Origin of the sequence: Paenibacillus sp. FSL L8-0436 (assembly GCF_038593025.1) — a bacterium.
Classification (GTDB): Bacteria; Bacillota; Bacilli; order Paenibacillales; family Paenibacillaceae; genus Paenibacillus_AQ.
In genome coordinates this window covers 877,876-894,631 of sequence record NZ_CP151955.1, presented here as the reverse complement: position 1 = coordinate 894,631, position 16,756 = coordinate 877,876, and the positions used below count along the sequence as shown (strand labels likewise).

The 16,756-nt window shown below is 48.7% G+C and carries 17 protein-coding genes; 10 read left to right on the top strand and 7 right to left on the bottom strand.

Features of this window, described 5'->3' with window-relative positions; genetic code table 11:
- Positions 1 to 317 precede the first annotated feature (317 nt).
- From NSS79_RS04145 to sstT, 3 genes are all read left to right on the top strand, one after another.
- Positions 318 to 854 (top strand): ClbS/DfsB family four-helix bundle protein, encoded by a 537-nt coding sequence (locus tag NSS79_RS04145; protein ID WP_342438388.1) that lies wholly within the window; start codon positions 318 to 320, stop codon positions 852 to 854.
- Entirely contained in the window at positions 847 to 999 is a 153-nt protein-coding gene (locus NSS79_RS04140) for a hypothetical protein (RefSeq protein ID WP_342438387.1), read from the top strand. The genes NSS79_RS04145 and NSS79_RS04140 overlap by 8 nt, the downstream gene beginning before the upstream one ends.
- Positions 1,000 to 1,252: 253 nt before the next feature.
- Positions 1,253 to 2,485, top strand: coding sequence for a serine/threonine transporter SstT (gene sstT, locus NSS79_RS04135; protein WP_342438386.1), 1,233 nt, complete (start codon positions 1,253 to 1,255; stop codon positions 2,483 to 2,485).
- A 195-nt stretch (positions 2,486 to 2,680) separates the two neighbouring features.
- Here the strand turns inward: sstT and NSS79_RS04130 are convergent, their stop codons facing one another.
- A complete protein-coding gene (locus NSS79_RS04130) occupies positions 2,681 to 3,682 on the bottom strand; it encodes a MerR family transcriptional regulator (RefSeq protein ID WP_342438385.1) in 1,002 nt (333 codons plus the stop codon).
- Positions 3,683 to 3,815: 133 nt separating this feature from the next.
- On the opposite strand from NSS79_RS04130, the gene NSS79_RS04125 reads away from it, so the two are divergent.
- Genes NSS79_RS04125 through NSS79_RS04115 form a run of 3 tightly spaced genes read left to right on the top strand, consistent with a single transcriptional unit; the run spans position 3,816 to position 6,402 of the window.
- On the top strand, positions 3,816 to 4,820 hold the full coding sequence (locus NSS79_RS04125; RefSeq protein ID WP_340894812.1) for an ATP-binding cassette domain-containing protein: 1,005 nt from the start codon (positions 3,816 to 3,818) through the stop codon (positions 4,818 to 4,820).
- Complete coding sequence (locus tag NSS79_RS04120; protein WP_038585969.1) at positions 4,817 to 5,608, top strand: ABC-2 family transporter protein; 792 nt, start codon at positions 4,817 to 4,819, stop codon at positions 5,606 to 5,608. The genes NSS79_RS04125 and NSS79_RS04120 overlap by 4 nt, the downstream gene beginning before the upstream one ends.
- A gap of 2 nt (positions 5,609 to 5,610) precedes the next feature.
- Positions 5,611 to 6,402 carry an ABC-2 family transporter protein gene (locus NSS79_RS04115; RefSeq protein ID WP_076110279.1) on the top strand — a complete coding sequence of 264 codons (792 nt, stop codon included), beginning with the start codon at positions 5,611 to 5,613 and terminating at the stop codon, positions 6,400 to 6,402.
- Positions 6,403 to 6,578: 176 nt separating this feature from the next.
- Here the strand turns inward: NSS79_RS04115 and NSS79_RS04110 are convergent, their stop codons facing one another.
- Positions 6,579 to 7,484 carry a GNAT family N-acetyltransferase gene (locus tag NSS79_RS04110; protein WP_342438384.1) on the bottom strand — a complete coding sequence of 302 codons (906 nt, stop codon included), beginning with the start codon at positions 7,482 to 7,484 and terminating at the stop codon, positions 6,579 to 6,581.
- A 190-nt stretch (positions 7,485 to 7,674) separates the two neighbouring features.
- Here NSS79_RS04110 and NSS79_RS04105 point away from each other — a divergent pair, with 190 nt between their 5' ends.
- Positions 7,675 to 8,661 carry a DUF4003 family protein gene (locus tag NSS79_RS04105; RefSeq protein ID WP_342438383.1) on the top strand — a complete coding sequence of 329 codons (987 nt, stop codon included), beginning with the start codon at positions 7,675 to 7,677 and terminating at the stop codon, positions 8,659 to 8,661.
- Positions 8,661 to 9,131 carry a GNAT family N-acetyltransferase gene (locus NSS79_RS04100; protein WP_342438382.1) on the top strand — a complete coding sequence of 157 codons (471 nt, stop codon included), beginning with the start codon at positions 8,661 to 8,663 and terminating at the stop codon, positions 9,129 to 9,131. The genes NSS79_RS04105 and NSS79_RS04100 overlap by 1 nt, the downstream gene beginning before the upstream one ends.
- A gap of 49 nt (positions 9,132 to 9,180) precedes the next feature.
- On the opposite strand, the gene NSS79_RS04095 is transcribed toward NSS79_RS04100, so the two are convergent.
- Positions 9,181 to 11,709 carry an ABC transporter permease gene (locus NSS79_RS04095; RefSeq protein WP_342438381.1) on the bottom strand — a complete coding sequence of 843 codons (2,529 nt, stop codon included), beginning with the start codon at positions 11,707 to 11,709 and terminating at the stop codon, positions 9,181 to 9,183.
- Between the two features lie 13 nt (positions 11,710 to 11,722).
- On the bottom strand, positions 11,723 to 12,424 hold the full coding sequence (locus NSS79_RS04090) for an ABC transporter ATP-binding protein (protein WP_341089812.1): 702 nt from the start codon (positions 12,422 to 12,424) through the stop codon (positions 11,723 to 11,725).
- 233 nt (positions 12,425 to 12,657) lie between these two features.
- Here NSS79_RS04090 and NSS79_RS04085 point away from each other — a divergent pair, with 233 nt between their 5' ends.
- Complete coding sequence (locus NSS79_RS04085) at positions 12,658 to 13,818, top strand: hypothetical protein (RefSeq protein WP_342438380.1); 1,161 nt, start codon at positions 12,658 to 12,660, stop codon at positions 13,816 to 13,818.
- A 23-nt stretch (positions 13,819 to 13,841) separates the two neighbouring features.
- On the opposite strand, the gene NSS79_RS04080 is transcribed toward NSS79_RS04085, so the two are convergent.
- Positions 13,842 to 14,591 carry an aminoglycoside phosphotransferase family protein gene (locus NSS79_RS04080; protein WP_342438379.1) on the bottom strand — a complete coding sequence of 250 codons (750 nt, stop codon included), beginning with the start codon at positions 14,589 to 14,591 and terminating at the stop codon, positions 13,842 to 13,844.
- A 152-nt stretch (positions 14,592 to 14,743) separates the two neighbouring features.
- Between NSS79_RS04080 and NSS79_RS04075 the strand changes: the two genes are divergently transcribed.
- On the top strand, positions 14,744 to 15,583 hold the full coding sequence (locus NSS79_RS04075; protein WP_342438378.1) for an aminoglycoside 6-adenylyltransferase: 840 nt from the start codon (positions 14,744 to 14,746) through the stop codon (positions 15,581 to 15,583).
- 35 nt (positions 15,584 to 15,618) lie between these two features.
- Here the strand turns inward: NSS79_RS04075 and NSS79_RS04070 are convergent, their stop codons facing one another.
- Together NSS79_RS04070 and NSS79_RS04065 are read right to left on the bottom strand one after the other, a co-directional pair.
- On the bottom strand, positions 15,619 to 16,167 hold the full coding sequence (locus tag NSS79_RS04070) for a DUF1700 domain-containing protein (protein WP_076110270.1): 549 nt from the start codon (positions 16,165 to 16,167) through the stop codon (positions 15,619 to 15,621).
- A gap of 49 nt (positions 16,168 to 16,216) precedes the next feature.
- Complete coding sequence (locus tag NSS79_RS04065; RefSeq protein WP_052092434.1) at positions 16,217 to 16,540, bottom strand: helix-turn-helix transcriptional regulator; 324 nt, start codon at positions 16,538 to 16,540, stop codon at positions 16,217 to 16,219.
- Between the last annotated feature and the right edge of the window lie 216 nt (positions 16,541 to 16,756).

The following is a 16,756-nucleotide window of genomic DNA, read 5'->3' as shown; positions in this document are numbered from 1 at the left end:
TGTCTGCATTTCCGCTTCAGTCAGAGCGAAATCAAACACGTTCAGATTATCCCGCTGATGCTCTACAGATCCTGCTTTGGGAATCGGTCCCCATACTGGGGGACTGCCAATGGATAATCTTCTTCTATATTACTCCACGCTGTGTTGCCGTGTCGGTTCACCGGAGCTGATTCCCGATATCCTTAATCTGGCTTTTATACTACTATGAACTTCATTATATACGAATATAGATTTTGCTATGATCCTGTTTTGGTTAAATATGACATACTGCCGTCACTGCTCTATGGTATAACTAGAATAAAAACGAGGTGTGTGCTGTGGCAAGCTATGAATATTCGTCCAAAGAGGAACTAATCGAGACCATTCATTCCAAATATGTGCTGCTGGATGCAGAATTTGACGGGATTGACGACAGCCAGAGGGATGCTAGAATACCTGAGGTGGATAAAACACCCGCCGAAATTATCGCCTACCAGCTTGGCTGGCTTCCGCTTGTCATGGGCTGGGACAAGGATGAACGGGAAGGCCATGAGGTACACATGCCGTCACCCGGCTATAAATGGAACCAGCTTGGCGGACTTTACCAGTCCTTCTACGAGCAATATGCCTCATTATCCCTCGCCGAGCTGCGAGACCTATTCCGCCAGAAGGAGCAGGAGTGGCTGGAATGGATCGGTACGTTAACCGAAGAAGAGCTGTTCACCCAAGGCACCCGCAAATGGACCGGCAGCAAGGACAACTGGCCGATGGCCCGCTGGATTCACATCAATTCAGTCGCCCCGTTCACCAACTTCCGCGCCAAAATCAGAAAGTGGAAGAAACACAGCGCGGCGGGGAACCCGGGTAATGTATAAAGATACCTTTGTTATTCTTGAGCTTGTGGATCAGGCTGCGGGATTCTCCATTGCCTCATCCAAAGCATTAATCACTTCGAGAGAGGATCTCTACCTGCTGGACTATTTGCTGAAACCGGATTTTATATTGAAGGAAGAGCGTTAAGCTCGTTATTGGAGCAAGCCATAGAGTCCCGTTTACTCCCCCCAATCGGGTAAGTGGCTAAATGGACATTTGCACCTGACAAGCCGCCCATTATCAGCGGAACACTATCAATTTGCGGAGAATCGGATAACGGTGTGCAAATTTTTACAGTTGCACACAATCGACATTTTTCGTGATAAGCTTACATACACTGCCGCGATAAAGCAGGAGTCAGGGCTTAGTTATATTTCCATATTGAAACCGGGGGGAAGTAATGAAAACAGCATTGCTCAAGTGGAACCAAGTGAGCCTGGTACAAAGAATACTTGTGGGGATTGTAGTTGGTATAATTTTGGCTGTATCCATTCCTGATGCAACAGGGGTCAGCATTTTCGGCTCTTTGTTTGTACAGGCATTAAAGGCAGTCGCACCTGTATTGGTCTTGCTCTTAGTCATGTCGGCCATATCCAAACATAAAAAAGGCCAACAAACGAATATGAAAGCGATTCTTGCTCTGTATGGTTTAAGTACATTTTTAGCAGGGCTGATTGCAGTTATCGTAAGTTTTATGTTTCCGGTACGCTTATCACTTGTAACGGGTGTGAGCGGCCTGACTCCACCTGATGGAATTGCAGAAGTACTCAAAGCTTTGCTGTTTAATGTAGTCGATAACCCGGTAAACGCCCTAATGAATGCCAACTATATCGGTATCCTGACATGGGCTATATTACTTGGCTTTGCTCTTAGAAATGCTAATGATAACACCAAAGACACGCTTACTTCTTTTTCAGATGCTGTCTCGCAAATCGTCAAGTGGGTAATCAGCTTGGCACCCTTAGGTATCATGGGTCTTGTCTTTGATTCTGTTACAGCAAAGGGACTTTCATCCCTGCTTGATTACGGTAAACTACTTCTTGTTCTCATTGGATGTATGTTATTTATGGCACTTGTGATTAACCCGTTAATTGTATATCTGAATATTCGTAGAAATCCTTACCCCCTTGTTTTCCATTGCCTGAAGGAAAGTGGGATTACCGCATTCTTCACTCGCAGCTCAGCCGCAAACATTCCCATCAACATGAGATTATGTGAAAAGCTCAATCTGGATGCAGATACGTATTCTGTGTCCATTCCCTTAGGTGCCACGATTAATATGGCTGGTGCAGCTGTTACGATTTCTGTCTTGACCCTCGCTGCTGTTCACACGGTCGGCATTGAAGTGGATTTTGGTATGGCGCTTGTTCTTAGCGTGCTGTCTGCTATATCTGCTGCAGGTGCCTCAGGTGTTGCCGGAGGATCGCTCTTACTGATTCCTCTAGCATGCAGCGTCTTTGGCATTCCGAATGATATTGCGATTCAAGTCGTTGGTGTAGGTTTCATTATCGGTGTTCTGCAGGACTCTTTCGAGACTGCGCTTAACTCATCTTCCGACTTACTATTCACAGCAACCGCTGAATATGCAAAAAACCGCAAAGAAGGCGTGGAATTTGTGATTAATACCCAATAAATAAATGTAGATAAAAACAAGCAGGAGACCTTGGGCTCCTGCTTGTTTATTGTTCCCGGTTGGATTGGGTTTCTACGAGAAGCTGCTGAATGAGGAAAACGGTATTCCCAATGGATTTTATTCCTCACGGGAATCTCAGCAAGTGAAGGTTGCTATCTTGAGATGGCTATCGGGTGGTGAACAATTGGAGCCTTCCTATCTAATCTCCACTACAATTTGTTTGATTGCAGCTGCGCTTATAGTCAGGCTGGCAAGGGTGTCCAGCCAATGATCGCCTGCGCTGACAAATTCAATTTCCAAATCCGCCGCAGGCTGGTTAAGCGCAAGAACGGCTCCGGCACTGTTGCCACTGTCGAAAATGAGCATACTGCGCTGGATGGCGGATATGCTGTAATGATTTTGCCTGAGCATATAGATGATGCGTAGCCTTGCAATTTCTTCATCTCCATAGACGCGGGATTGATCAGGCTGCCGCGGAACATAGATCAGCCCGTTGCGCTCCCAATTGCGCAGCACTTCCGGTGTGACTCCTAACAAAGAGGCGGCTTCCTTATGGCTATACACCTTCCCTGTGCCGGGCAGCCGGCCTTTTTCGGTCCAATTCTTAAGCAGCGACGCTGTTTCCAGTGCAGAGGCATATTCCTTCTCCAATAGATGCTGATAGGCTTCAGCATTGGTTAACGCCAGCTCCACATCCCATGATTTAAGGGCAGCTGCAACCGAAAAGGCGGTGTTTCTTAGAGTGCGGTTGGTATAGGGGGTACCGAAGATCAATCGGCAAACCCGAAGCTGTGTAAGATGTCTGTATGTAAACTGCCGATAGCGGTTTTCCGTGCGTTCTACCGGTGAGATCAGCCCTATTCGTTCATAAAACCTTATCGTATTGGGATGTACGCCCAGCTCCTGAGCGATTTGTCCTGTCCTATAAAATGCTTCACCGGATGTATTAAGAATCGGCTTGGGCTTCGCGGCTGATTCACCGGGGATAAACTTCATAATCTCTCCAATGTCACAAGCAAGCGCTGTGCAAATCCGGGCCAGAACGCCAAGATCGGGACGCTTGATTTCATTGGTGATATACAGATTCAGCTGACTTCTCTGAACGTGCGCAAGCTGAGCCAGCTTCCCGCTGTCAATGCCTTTCCTGCTCATGACTGACCCAAGAATAATATCGAAGTGTCCCCACTGTTCCGGCATGCAACCACTCCCTCTGGAAAAAAGATACATCTGTTATACCACAGAAAACAACAGCTATCAAATAGAACCCTCCAGTTTTGCACCACCCCTCCCCCGGCATGATAAACTCCTGTCATCAAAGGAGGATGAATCTATGGCGTATCATATCGAAGCAAATGGACTAACAAAAACATATCGTATTCCAGTCAGGGAAGCCGGCCTTCGTTCGGCGTTCGGCAGCTTGTTTCGTCCGCAGTTTAATGAAGTTAAGGCTGTAGACGAGGTGAGCTTTGCCATAGAACGCGGTGAAATGGTCGGGTTCATCGGGCCGAATGGCGCAGGCAAGACCACGACACTCAAAATGCTCTCCGGGCTGCTCTACCCGACTTCGGGCAGTGCAACGGCGGCGGGGTTTACCCCCTGGCAGCGCAAACCCCAATATCTCAAGAAGATCAGCATGCTCATGGGCAATCGCAGCCAAATGCAGTGGAATAACACCGTGTATGATACGATGCACATTTTCAAAGAGATCTACGGAGTGCCCACAGCGGATTTCAAAAGACATCTTGTAGAGCTTGGGGACATGTTCGATGTAGGTAAGCTTATGCAAAAACGAGCACGCAACCTCTCGCTCGGTGAACGGTCCAAATGCGAATTTATTGTCACCCTTCTGCATAAGCCGGAAATCCTGTATCTGGATGAGCCGACACTTGGGATGGACGTGACAATGCAATTAAGGCTGCGGCAATATATGAAGGAATATAACCAGAAATTTGGTACAACGGTTATTCTGACAAGCCATTATATGTCCGATATCACTTCGCTTTGCTCCAGGGTGATGCTGATCAACGGCGGACATTTGGTCTATGACGGTAAGCTGTCCAGCCTGACGGACAAGATCACACCATACCGGATCATCAAGCTGACCCTTGAAGAAGAGAATCCTCCGCTGAGCCCGGAGAGCCTTCAGATAGATGGAATTCCCGCAGAATGGATTGAGAATAGCGGGAATGAACACACCCTCCGGGTAAAGAAAGAGGATGTCGTCAGGGCCAGCGGAATGCTGATGAGCAGGTATATCCTCATTGATTTCGGAATCGCTGATCCCCCCATTGAATCAGTGATTGACACTATATACGCAGAGGGGATCACTGTATGAATATCCGCGGCGGAATAGCGATGATTCGGGGCCAGCTCTTCAATTTCATGTCGGAAAAAGGATTCTTCTGGACGCTTGCACTCGGCTGGATGATCGGACCTGTGATCTATATGATCGTCTGGTCGACGGCTGCGTCATCCGGCACAATCGGGGGATATGACAGGAATGCCTTTGTTCTATACTATCTGTGCCTCATCCTTATCAATCAAATGACGTATCCGACGACACACTGGTCAACGGCTCAAGCGATACATAATGGCTCGATATCCTCAGCGCTGCTGCGTCCGTTGCCTCTTATTTATGGAGCGGTCGGACAAGAAGCAGCTGTCAAAATGGTGTGCATCCCGTTTGTCGCGGTTGTGGTTACGCTGCTCGGGTTATTGCTGGGCGTGCAGGCCAGTTTTACATTTGTGTCCGTAGCTGCCGGCCTTGCGGCCCTTATGCTTGCACTCATGATTCGCTTTCTGCTCGCCTACATCCTGTCCCTTCTCGCTTTTTGGACACAGCATTCCTCGGCACTGCTCAGCGTCAACGATACCTTCATCTTTCTGTTCGGCGGACAGGTGGCTCCGCTTGCCTTGTTCCCCGGACAGCTTAACCAGCTTACGCATTTTCTGCCCTACAGGTACATGATCTCTTTCCCGGTGGAGGCGCTTATGGGCACATTAAACCGTGAGAGCATGATCCGGGGCTTCACCATGCAGCTGCTCTGGACTGCTGTATTGATGCTTGTGTGTTATGGTGTAAACCGGTACGGCCAGCGTAAATATTCGGCAGTGGGAGGATAATCATGAGATATTTCAGACTAATCTTTACCTTCATGAAGGCGGCGTTTCAGAATGAGTCAGCATATCGGCTGAACTTTGTTATGAATTTTTTAAGTGCGGTGTTAGGTCTGGCAGGCGGTATTGGGGGAATTTATATTCTCTACGTCAACAATGAGGTCCTTAACGGCTGGACGATGCCGGAGACTCTGGCTGTACTCGGCGTTTACATGCTGGTGCAAGCCGTAAAAAATGTTGTGATCGGCCCCAGCATGAATAAGCTTGGCGGCATGGACGGCGAGATTGAAAGCGGGACGTTTGATTACACCCTATTGAAACCTATATCGACCCAATATTATATCAGTGTGCGGGAATGGTCTCTCTGGTCGATTTTGCATATCGCCGTTGCCACAGGTGTAATCCTTTTCGCGATAGACGGCATGAACAGCGAAATTACCCTCCTAGCCGCTGCTCAGTTTCTGCTTGCACTAGTTATTTCACTCGGAATTCTGTACTCCGTGATGCTGATTCTGAGCTCTGTCGCTTTTTGGTACAGAGGGACCTACATGTTGTGGATTATGGAAGATATCCTGCAAGCGGGAAGGTATCCGATCGGCATCTATCCGCGCCCGCTCCGGTTGGTCTTGACATGGGTGCTGCCTGTCGGGTTCATCGTATCGGTTCCGGCTGAAGCACTTGTCCAGAAAGCTGAGCCCCTCATGCTTGCGGCAGGGGCCGTACTTATGGTCATCCTTTTTACAGTTGCGACACTCTTCTTCAACCGCAGCCTCCACAAGTATTCCAGCGCATCCAGCTGAACAACCAATTTGGATGATCCCGACGAAAAACTGGGCTGGAAGCACCACGCTGCCTGGTTGCTCCACTTTTACGATGGCAGCTTCCCAGTTGTACAATTCAGCTTTGAAGCGTAATCGCTCTAACTCTTATACGACGTAAAGAGAACGTCCATTTCAGGATGTTCTTTTTACGTATTTTAATCGATTGCATAGCCGATCGTCAGGATGAACCCGTACAGCTCGTAGCCGATCTGAGTATATAGTCGAATGGCCTTCCGATTGTTTCCATGCGTGCCCAAGGTGGCGATTGATTTGCCCTGCTGCTTCAGATGCTCCAGAGCTGTGCATATCATGCTCCGGGCGACGCCTTGTTTCTGCCATTCCGGTATGACAAAAACACTTTCCGTTGCGCTCCGTTCATCCGTGATGCGCCATGTGGACGTGTTGCCGATCAATTGATTGCCAGCAAACGCACAAAAATTGACCATTTCCGGCGATCCCTGCATCCAGCGTAAATGGTTCATACTCCACGCGACACCGTCAAAGGAAGCAAGCTCAGCTTGATGGTACTGTTCCAAAGCCTCGCTGTTATCTAGTAGAAATGGCAGCACCTGCACCCCCTCCGGTAAAGGATAGCGGGGAATGTCCTGACTGAGGTCGAATCTAAATACGACAATCGTGTCCCGGATGGTAAATCCGCGGGCCAGGTAGTAGCTCAAATCCTTGAGATTATCCGCATCTAAATATTCAGCCAGTACAATGCGCTTGTCCAGATGCTCGGCTTTAATTTCTCTGGACCGTATAATTAACGCATCCGTCAGGGCATCTTTGATCTGTTCATCCTCAACACCGTCCGCAAATAGGATTTGAAACTTTAGATATCGGATGAAATCCTTATCTTCATCATGTCCAGCCGCATGAAAGGTCTCATGCTCCATCAGGTGGGCAACTGCTATAATTTTATCTTCCCCACTCACTGCGCATAACATATTTCTCTTATCCAGATCGCCATGATACAGATAGGTCATATTAAGAACAAAATCCAGGCTCCCGATCTGCTCCGCATCTTCTTCTTTCGGATTTCGGATTACAAAGTCCTTCATTACTAGCATCGCCCTCCAATTTTCTCGGGTACCGCTTACTTTCCTAATTCAATATTGACTGAGTACACTGCACCCGGCAAGGTAGACTTTAAATATAGTCATCTATTGCTTTCGTTTTTCTTCATTTTTGCATGGTATAGTAAAATATCTAATAGGAAATAAAACACAGTTTAGTGAGAGGTGGAAGCTAATGAAGGAGCCGTATACAGCAAGGCTTGTGCTGTTCGCACAAAACGCACAAAGTATCAAAAAGGAGTTCCCTTGGCAAAATGCGCTGGTCAGCCGGTTAGCGGCATTATTGTACACAACAGAGGATAAGGTTGCAGATGAAGGGGCGATCCGCGCCAGCTATGAGCTGATCAAGGAGAACACCGGCCTCTTCTCCTCATTCAGGGGGTCTTCTGCAATCAGCATTTCTGCCCTGCTCTCCCTTTCTGCCGACAGGGAAGGACAGCTTAGAAACACGCTGTCCGTATATGACATGTTGAAGGATATCAAATTCTATGGCTCCGATTATCTGGTCGTGGCGGCTTATCAAATTGCCGCAAACCAAGCGCCGGATCAATATCTGCGCACGGTAGAGCGGGCAAAGCGGTTTTATGACTACATGAAGGCGAAGCACCGTTTCCTCACGGGGCAGGATGATTACATCTTCGCCGCCATGCTCGGCCTGTCCGATATCGATATCGAAAGCGGCGTGGAACGGATGGAGCAGCTTTATGCCACGCTTAAGCCCGAATTCCGGTCCGGCAACAGCGTGCAAGCCTTGACACAAGTACTGGTTCTTGGCAATCAAGCCAAGGCGGCGGCGGACCGAGTACTGGCCTTACGCGATGCCTTCCTTGCACAAAACATCCGCATGGACAAGCAATTCACCCTCTCTTCGCTTGGCGTGCTGTCCCTGCTTCCCCTAAGCAGGGAAGACATTGTGAACGATGTCTCCGGGACCTTCGAATTTCTCCGCACGCAAAAGGGGTTCGGCAAATGGTCGATCACCGAGCAGGAGCTGCTGCTGCTGTCTGCTGCGCTGGCAGCGATTAAAGGGGTGGATGAAGTGCAAAACGGTATCTTGAACACGGTGCTCTCCACCAGCATTACCAACATCATCATTGCCCAGCAGACTGCAATCACCGCAGCTGCGGTTGCTTCGGCTGCCGCGGTGTCCTCGTCAAGCTGATGACAGGGGAAGATCGGGAGCGCATACGCCGGATCACAACCAGAACGGAAGCTCTGCTATCCGGTCTATTGGACATTTGGGAAGCATCGGTACGCCTTACCCATCATTTTCTCTCCGAACAGGATATCGCTGCTCTTCGGCCTGTGGTTCTTGAAGGACTCCGGGAAATCGGCCATTTGCTTGTGTTCACCGATGAACAGGAGCAGCCGCTGGGCTTCATAGGGGTGCAGGATCATAAGATTGAGATGCTGTTCGTAGCCCCTGAGGCGATGGGGCAAGGCATCGGCAGAAAGCTGGTTGCCCGGGTTATTGAAGCACTGGATGTACACGAGGTGGACGTGAATGAGCAGAATCCCCAAGCTGCAGGGTTCTACGAGCATATGGGATTTCAAGTGTTTGACCGGTCTGCATTGGATGGGCAGGGAAATCCTTTTCCTATCCTGCATATGAAATTATCGTCCCTTATTTGACAAAAAGCCAGCCGATATCGGCTGGCTTTGCTCATATTGTTATCAAGCGTTATTCCACTGACTTGAGCGCCTCAATCATATGAATCCGTTTGAGCTTGATATGCATGAAAACCATAACAATACCCGAGAACAACAAGGTTAACAGCGCGGCATACACATAGCTGGGCCACTTGATGATTGGGGCGAACATCGTCGCATCCAGCTCAGCCGTCCTCAGAACGAAGCTGTGCAGCAATATGCCGAGCCCGGAACCGGCCACAATGCCGAGTACACTTAGCAGAATATTCTCGCGGTAAATATACAACGTTACTTCCTTATCATAAAAGCCCAGCACCTTGATCGTCGACAGCTCGCGGATCCGCTCGGACACATTGATATTGGTTAAGTTGTAAAGTACGACAAAAGCCAGTGCCGCCGCTGACACAATGAGCACCAAGGTTACAACGTCCATGCTCTTCATGGTATCGTCGAAGGCGGAGCCTACACTGCTGGAGAAGCTGACCGCAGCAACACGCTCACTAGCCGTCAGCTTTTCACTGAGTCCGTCTTCCCAGGCTGCATCCTGCACGCCATAGTTCAGCAGTTCTGTGTTGAATACCGGTTCTTTCCCGATTACAGAAGAATAATACGCCGGTGTCATGTACACATAGTGCATCACATAGTTCTCCGTAATCCCCGCGACCTGAATCTTGAAGGTTTCGTTCTTGTTGTCCACGACGGTCAACTTGTCGCCCGGCTCAACCCCGTACAGCTTAGCCAGCTTCTCCGAGACAATAGCCCCCTCGTCCGTAAGCTTCCGCCCTTCTCCACTTGTCCGGTCCCGCAGCTCCACATAGTCGGATAAAGAATCAACGGATGCTGGTATGAACAAATTCACATCCTGGTCATTTACACCGCTGGCACGTGCGGTCATCGTTTCCTGCGCCACATTCAGCGTCCCAGTAATGGCGGACTCACCGGTGATCAACTGCTCATAGGCATCCCGTGAACCGGCAGGCACATCATCATGCAGCGCTACAAGCGCATCATATTTCATAATCGTGCCGAATTGCTCTCCGGCGATGCTGCCGATCGAGTCCTTGAGGCCAAACCCGGTCAGGATCAGCGCCGTACAGCCAGCTACACCGAACACAGTCATGAACATCCGCTGCTTGTAGCGGAACAGATTCCGTGCGGTAACCTTCTGGACAAAATTCAGCCGTTTCCAGATAAAGGATACCCGCTCCAATATAATCCGCTGCCCGCTCTTCGGTGCCTTCGGACGCATCAATACAGAAGCGTTGCTGCGCAGCTCTACCCGGGAAGCAATCCAAGCCGTGAGCGTAGTGCAAATTAGCGCCACAATAACGGAGAGGATGGAATACGAAGGATAGAAGCTTTTAACGATATCCGGCAGGTTATAGAGTGAACTGTACGCATTATAGATAATGGTAGGCAGCAGGGTGAAGCCTACAGCAAGCCCAACTACCGAAGCCGCCAGACTGGCAAGCGTGCCATAGACCATGAATTTGGCCATAATGTCACGGTTACCATAACCAAGCGCTTTAAGTGTTCCGATCTGCAGGCGGTGCTCCTCAACCATCCGTGTCATGGTCGTCAGGCTGACCAGCGCAGCAATCAGGAAAAAGAACACCGGAAATACGCTCGCAATCGCCGACAACCGGTCAGCGTTGTCTTTATATTCGGTATACCCCGGACTTACATTCCGGTCTGTGACATAGATCTTGGGCAGCTCCAGCGCTGCGAGCTGCTGCTTGGCAGCAGCCACCTCCAGGGGGCCGCCGGACAACGCCTTCCCGCCTTCCGCCCGCAGCTCCGCAAGCCGCGCTTCCGGCACGCCGGATAGTGCCTGCTCTACCGCTTGAGTATGCTGTTCGATCAGCACCTCATACTTCGGCGAATAAGCCTTCAGCCCGGCAGTATCCGTGAAAGACAGATAGGCTTCCGTATAAACCGGCAGCTTAAAGTCTGCCTCCGGGATAGCGGCGAACGCATCCGCCGTGCCTTTGCCAACCGTACTGGTCCCCCGGTTGTTCTTCTCAATAAACTGGGGACTCCGCACAAAGCCCACTACGGTATAATCCAGTGTCCCGAAGTCGTCTGACAGCTCCGTATCCTTACCGTTTCCGCTAAACGTTATCTTGTCTCCCAGCGCATATTCTCCGGCCAGCACGTCATCCAGCACGATTTCTCCGGAATGCTCCGGTAGATGTCCTTCGATCATGCGGTATTGGTTAAGCGTTGCATCTGTATTGTACGAAAAGACCTTAAGGATCAAAGCATTGTCTCCGGCGAACACATCCGCGCTATAACCCGGCTGAATCTCACCGATCCCCGGCACATCCTTCAGCAGTTTAAGGTTGTCTTCGGTCAAACCGTAGGTGCTCTGCACTTTCAGATCCATCAGCCCCGTCTCCCGGTAAAAGGTTCCCGCGGTATCCAGCATATCCGGCCCGGCTGCCTTGATCCCTGAGAAAAAGCTGACGCCCAGCATAATAATTGCAAATATTGAAATAAAGCGGGCCTTGGTGTGCCCGATTTCACGAAAAATATCTTTCCATAGCGCTCGTTTTTTCATAGATGCCTTCTCCTTACCATTCGATATCGTCAACGGATACCGGCGAAGGATTGGTTACCATCTTCCGTACCTTAGCGTTGTTGATCTCAATGACCCGGTCTGCCATCGGGGCAATCGCCAGATTATGCGTGATTACGATGACCGTAGTTCCGGTATTGCGGCAGGTATCCTGCAGCAGCTTCAGCACCTGCTTGCCGGTGTTGTAGTCAAGCGCGCCTGTCGGCTCGTCGCAGAGCAGCAGCTTCGGCTGCTTAGCCAGCGCTCTGGCAATCGCGACGCGTTGCTGCTCACCGCCGGACAGCTGAGCCGGGAAATTATCCAGCCGCGCCCCCAGTCCTACATCCTCCAGCACCTTACGTGCATCCAAGGCACGCGGGGAAATCTGCGAAGCAAGCTCGACATTCTCCAGCGTCGTCAGATTGGGCACCAGATTATAGAATTGAAACACAAAACCCACGTCATTGCGGCGGTAGCCTGTTAACTCCCTGGCACTGAACTTGGCAATGTCCGTACCGTCCACAATGACCTGGCCTTCGTCAGCGGAATCCATTCCGCCAAGAATATTAAGCACGGTCGATTTACCCGCGCCGCTGGGACCGACAATGACGGCAAATTCACCTTTATTAATCTCAAAATCAATCCCGTCGTTGGCGACAATCACATTCTCGCCCATCTTGTAACGCTTGTACTCACCCTTTACGGCAACAAAGCTCATGCCTCATCCTCCTGTCTCTATCCGGACCAAGCCAGTTATCACTCTATGTACATTTTCAATACGCTGTCCGGTGCGGCTGTATATGGTTTAGTTTATCATAAATACAAAGTTGAGGCCCGCCGGGCCTCAGCAGGAACACCGGATCCGGCATCGTGTGATTTGTTATAGGAGAGGCCGTATGCTAAGTTAGCAATATCTGTTTATATCATTTTATTTTGCTAGGAGGCCGTGAAATGGATTACGCCAAGTCAAAAGCTGCCCTTGCGGACGAAGCAGCTTCATACGTCGAGAACTATAAAAAGTACGCATGGTTTCATCAGCCCCGCTCCATTTATGAGCTGGACACACTGAAACTTCTCCAGGTCAAACAGATCACAACCTACGAGCCTTTAAAAGAATTCGCAAAGCTCAAGAATCTTGAATTCGGCACCACAAATTCCAGGCTGACCCTGCCTGATCTTGCCGGTCTGGACTCCGCCACGAGTCTGGAACATCTAAGCTTCATAAGTAAAACAACGATTAAAAAGAATATAGAGACCCTTTCCCGGCTTGAACATCTGGAATCTCTGCAAATGTTCTATGTCCAGCACACGTTGCCCGATCAATTGCTGTCCCCTCTTAAATCCTTAAAGTCGGTCAGTTTCTCCAAGCATAATTATGACAGTCAAACCGTTCTCCCGGACAGCCTGGAGACTATCAGTATGAGCTTTGATGAGATTGAGGCTGTGCCAGGCTTTGTACCCGCCGCGGGTGTGAAGAAGGTTTCTTTGGGAGGGCAAACCTGTCAGCTGGAAAGCCTAGATTCTTTCAGGGTTTTTCCAAATGTAGAGGAAATCAGATTGATCGCTCCTAAAAAGCTTGTGGATCTTTCATATGTTTCACAGCTGAGGAAACTGAAGGTTCTGGACGCTAATTTTGCTGCCGCAAGTGATCTAAGTCCCTTCTACCAGCATGACAGCATTGAGGAAATACGGCTTAGAGGCTCATCTGTGGAGAGTTTTCAAGAAATGGGGATTTGTCCAAACCTAAAAACATTGTATCTGGAAAAAACAAAACTGAATTCCATCGAAGGCATACGGGAGCAATTCCCCCATTTGGAGCTGCTTTGGATATGGGGAACCAAAGTAAAGAATCTGGAAGCACTGACCGGGATGTCGTCGTTAATCAACCTGGATCTGACTATGCTCAAGCCAAAATCATGGGAATTCATCTCCACCCTGACCGGGCTTGAAACACTGGATTTATGCAAAACCTCATTTTCGGATCCCAGCCTACTCCTGAACCTCCCTCATTTGAAGAAGCTCAGACTGTCAGGAAGCAATGTGGACTCCCAGTCTAGTGAATATAAGGAATTAGAAGAGGCAATAACCGGGCGAAACGGTAAGCTGAGTTAGTAATGAACCTGACCGCCAGTAGACTATGAAGAGTGCTCCCCCGGCTGTTCGTCGGGGCACTCTCCCGCTCTGGCCGCGGTAATAACGGACAGATAATCTTCTATCATATGCCGGCTAATATTCATTTCGTTAAGATATAAATCGGCCAGTGTTTTTTTGAACCGCAACAGCATCTCCCGGTCGTCAGCAGCTTCGGGGACGGGAGTATACTGTACCAAAAACACTGTTCTAGCCACATCATATAGTAAATCTCCATGACACACGTTCATGAAGTCAATAACAACGGGCTGCCCGCTTACGAGCAATATATTACCGGGATGAAGATCGCCATGGCAAAGGGTGTCTCCATCCTTAAGTTTATCCAGAATCCCGCATATTTGTCCGTGATCCATTCTTTTAGACGACGGAACATTTAATAGATGATATTTTAGAAATTCTTTGTAATTCAATACATCACTGACTTTGTTCTGAAGAATTGTCTTATGCAGTCTTGCCATATATTCAGCACAGCCCTGAAGGTCGCCTGTCCTCAAAACCCAATCCAACAGGGATTCACCATCCACTTTCTCATATATAATGCCCATGCGCTCTTCGCAGCTAATCATTTCATAGGCCTTTGCAAAGCTCATATCATTGATCATTCTGGTGTTTTGAAACTCTGTTTCCACAGCACTTTGGGGATAACCCGAGGCGAAAAGCTTAAGCACTTTCCCTTCTTCCCATTCATATACGGTCGCCGTATTACCCTCACCAATGATCTTCCCATATTTCATTTAGATCACACTGCCTTTTCATATTAATTTTTTCGAAAAACACGACAATTTTAGATGATTGAAATGAACAACAACAGGTTGGAATAGTGCAATAATTCCGGGGCAGGTCGTGGTATTATGGCAGCATAAACCAAGAATGGAAGTGTTTTTTCATGCACAAGGATCTGGAAGCAGCCTTTAACAAAGTCGTAGAGATTTTAAAAAAAGATCAGCGCTGCAAAGGCGGCTGGCACTATGGGTCGATCAGCAGAAGGGCAGAAGATATTTATTCGGATTATGATCCTGTTTTTCTGGTAGCGGATAAGGACTTTGAATCTTTTGCCGCAGATGTGCCCACAGTTCTTGCCGCTGCTTCAGATGAGCTTTTAATTTTTTGGGGCGAAAGCTTTAATAATGAGTATTTCAAAAATTACTGTAGTGTGCTTCGTATAGGCAGCCAGCTGCACCAGTTCGATTTCTTCATTATTAACGCTGATTATCCTGAAGAATGGATGTGCAGGCAGCATTGCAAAGGCTGTACAAGAGATCAGCTTATTTTTGACAGAGCCGGTGAAACAGCAGCATTCCTTGATCAGGGTTATCGTACAGATAATAATCTTCCCGACACTGTAAGGGCTATGGATACTTACTGGTTACATACAGAGATGTTGATTAAATACTTTAAGCGAAAGGATTTATTTAAAATCATCAAGAACATGGATGTGTTGTTCCATTCGCATGTAGACCTGTTGTTAAGCTGGTATGATACGCTGGACTGGGGTGCTTGGGAGAGCAAAGTAAAACTTTGTGTGCCCGAGGAGAAGCAAGAACATCTGAAAGCCTATTATACAACTGCAGAATTTCAAGATTTAGAAGCTGCTGTCAAAAAAAGCATAGCCCTATTTCAAGTGGACGCGGCAGAAATATGCAAGGCTAAGGGTATTGAGTACCCTGACAAAATAGCTGCGCAGATTACTGCATACTTTCATAACAGAATAGACTCAGAGGCTTAGGGATCATGATCTTGGCAACCGGTGTTTCCTGCTGTTTAGCGGGGAATCAGCCGGCTGTATTGCCTGGAGAGAAACTTCATATAGATCAGCAAGTATTTGCGGCTGATGAAGGCAATTCCACCAACAAACAGGCTGAACAGAAGGGCAACAGGGATGCTCCACGCGTAGGGAACTTCGTAGCCGTTACCCAGGTTCATATTGATCCAGGAAACGCCGAAGCTGCGGATCACCCCTGCCAGCAAGATCAAAACTGCGCTAAAGCCAAAGCCATAAGCGATAGTAGCCAGGATCGGAATAATCATGATACTTAGCAATCCGGTAGTGCAATAAAAAGTCACCATCTGCCACAGGGATTTCAGCGACAGGCTCCTGCCCCGGCCCATCATATATTCACTTTGGTAAGCCTTGGCCAGCTTGCGCGGATTGCCAAGTCGAGCTAATATGACCGCCTCCGGCTGGCCGCTCGCCATGCCGTCGGCTATGCTGCTTTCAATTTCCCGGACAGCATCTACCCGTTCCTCCTCAGGCAAAAAATCCAATGCCTCATAAAACCTGCGCAGATAATCATTCGAGTTTGTTTCCATTTGTGTTTCCCTCCAACTGAACATGTATTTGCCGCACCTGATTACCTAATCAATACAGCTGAATTTGCCCGATAGCACCTACAACCTTGCTCCATTCCTCTGTCATGGAAGCAAGCAGCTCGCGTCCAGGCGGGGTGAGCGAATAATACTTGCGGCGCGGACCAGTCTCCGATTCCTTCCAAAAAGCTTCTAAATAATTCTCCTTAAGCAGCCGCCGCAAAAGAGGATAAAGCGTACCTTCATTAACGGCCAGCACCTCCCATTGACCCAGCGCCGTCACAAGCTCATAACCGTAACGGGGCTGGCTGCTGATCAGCTGCAGGATGCAATATTCCAGCAGCCCCCGGCGCACCTGAGAAATCCATTCCGACATATCCAAAGCCATCCCCCCTTACACTACTATAATACCACACAGTACTGTGCGGCGTACACTAGTGAACAAACTTTATTTTCCTGTTTTTCTATGACTACCCCAAACAACAAATGATAACGGTTTCAAGATAACTAAAGAAGAGAGGCTGCCTAATGAGTTTAGCAGCCATCTCTTCTACATTATAGATTCCAGCAAATATCTCAATATGGTTTTACA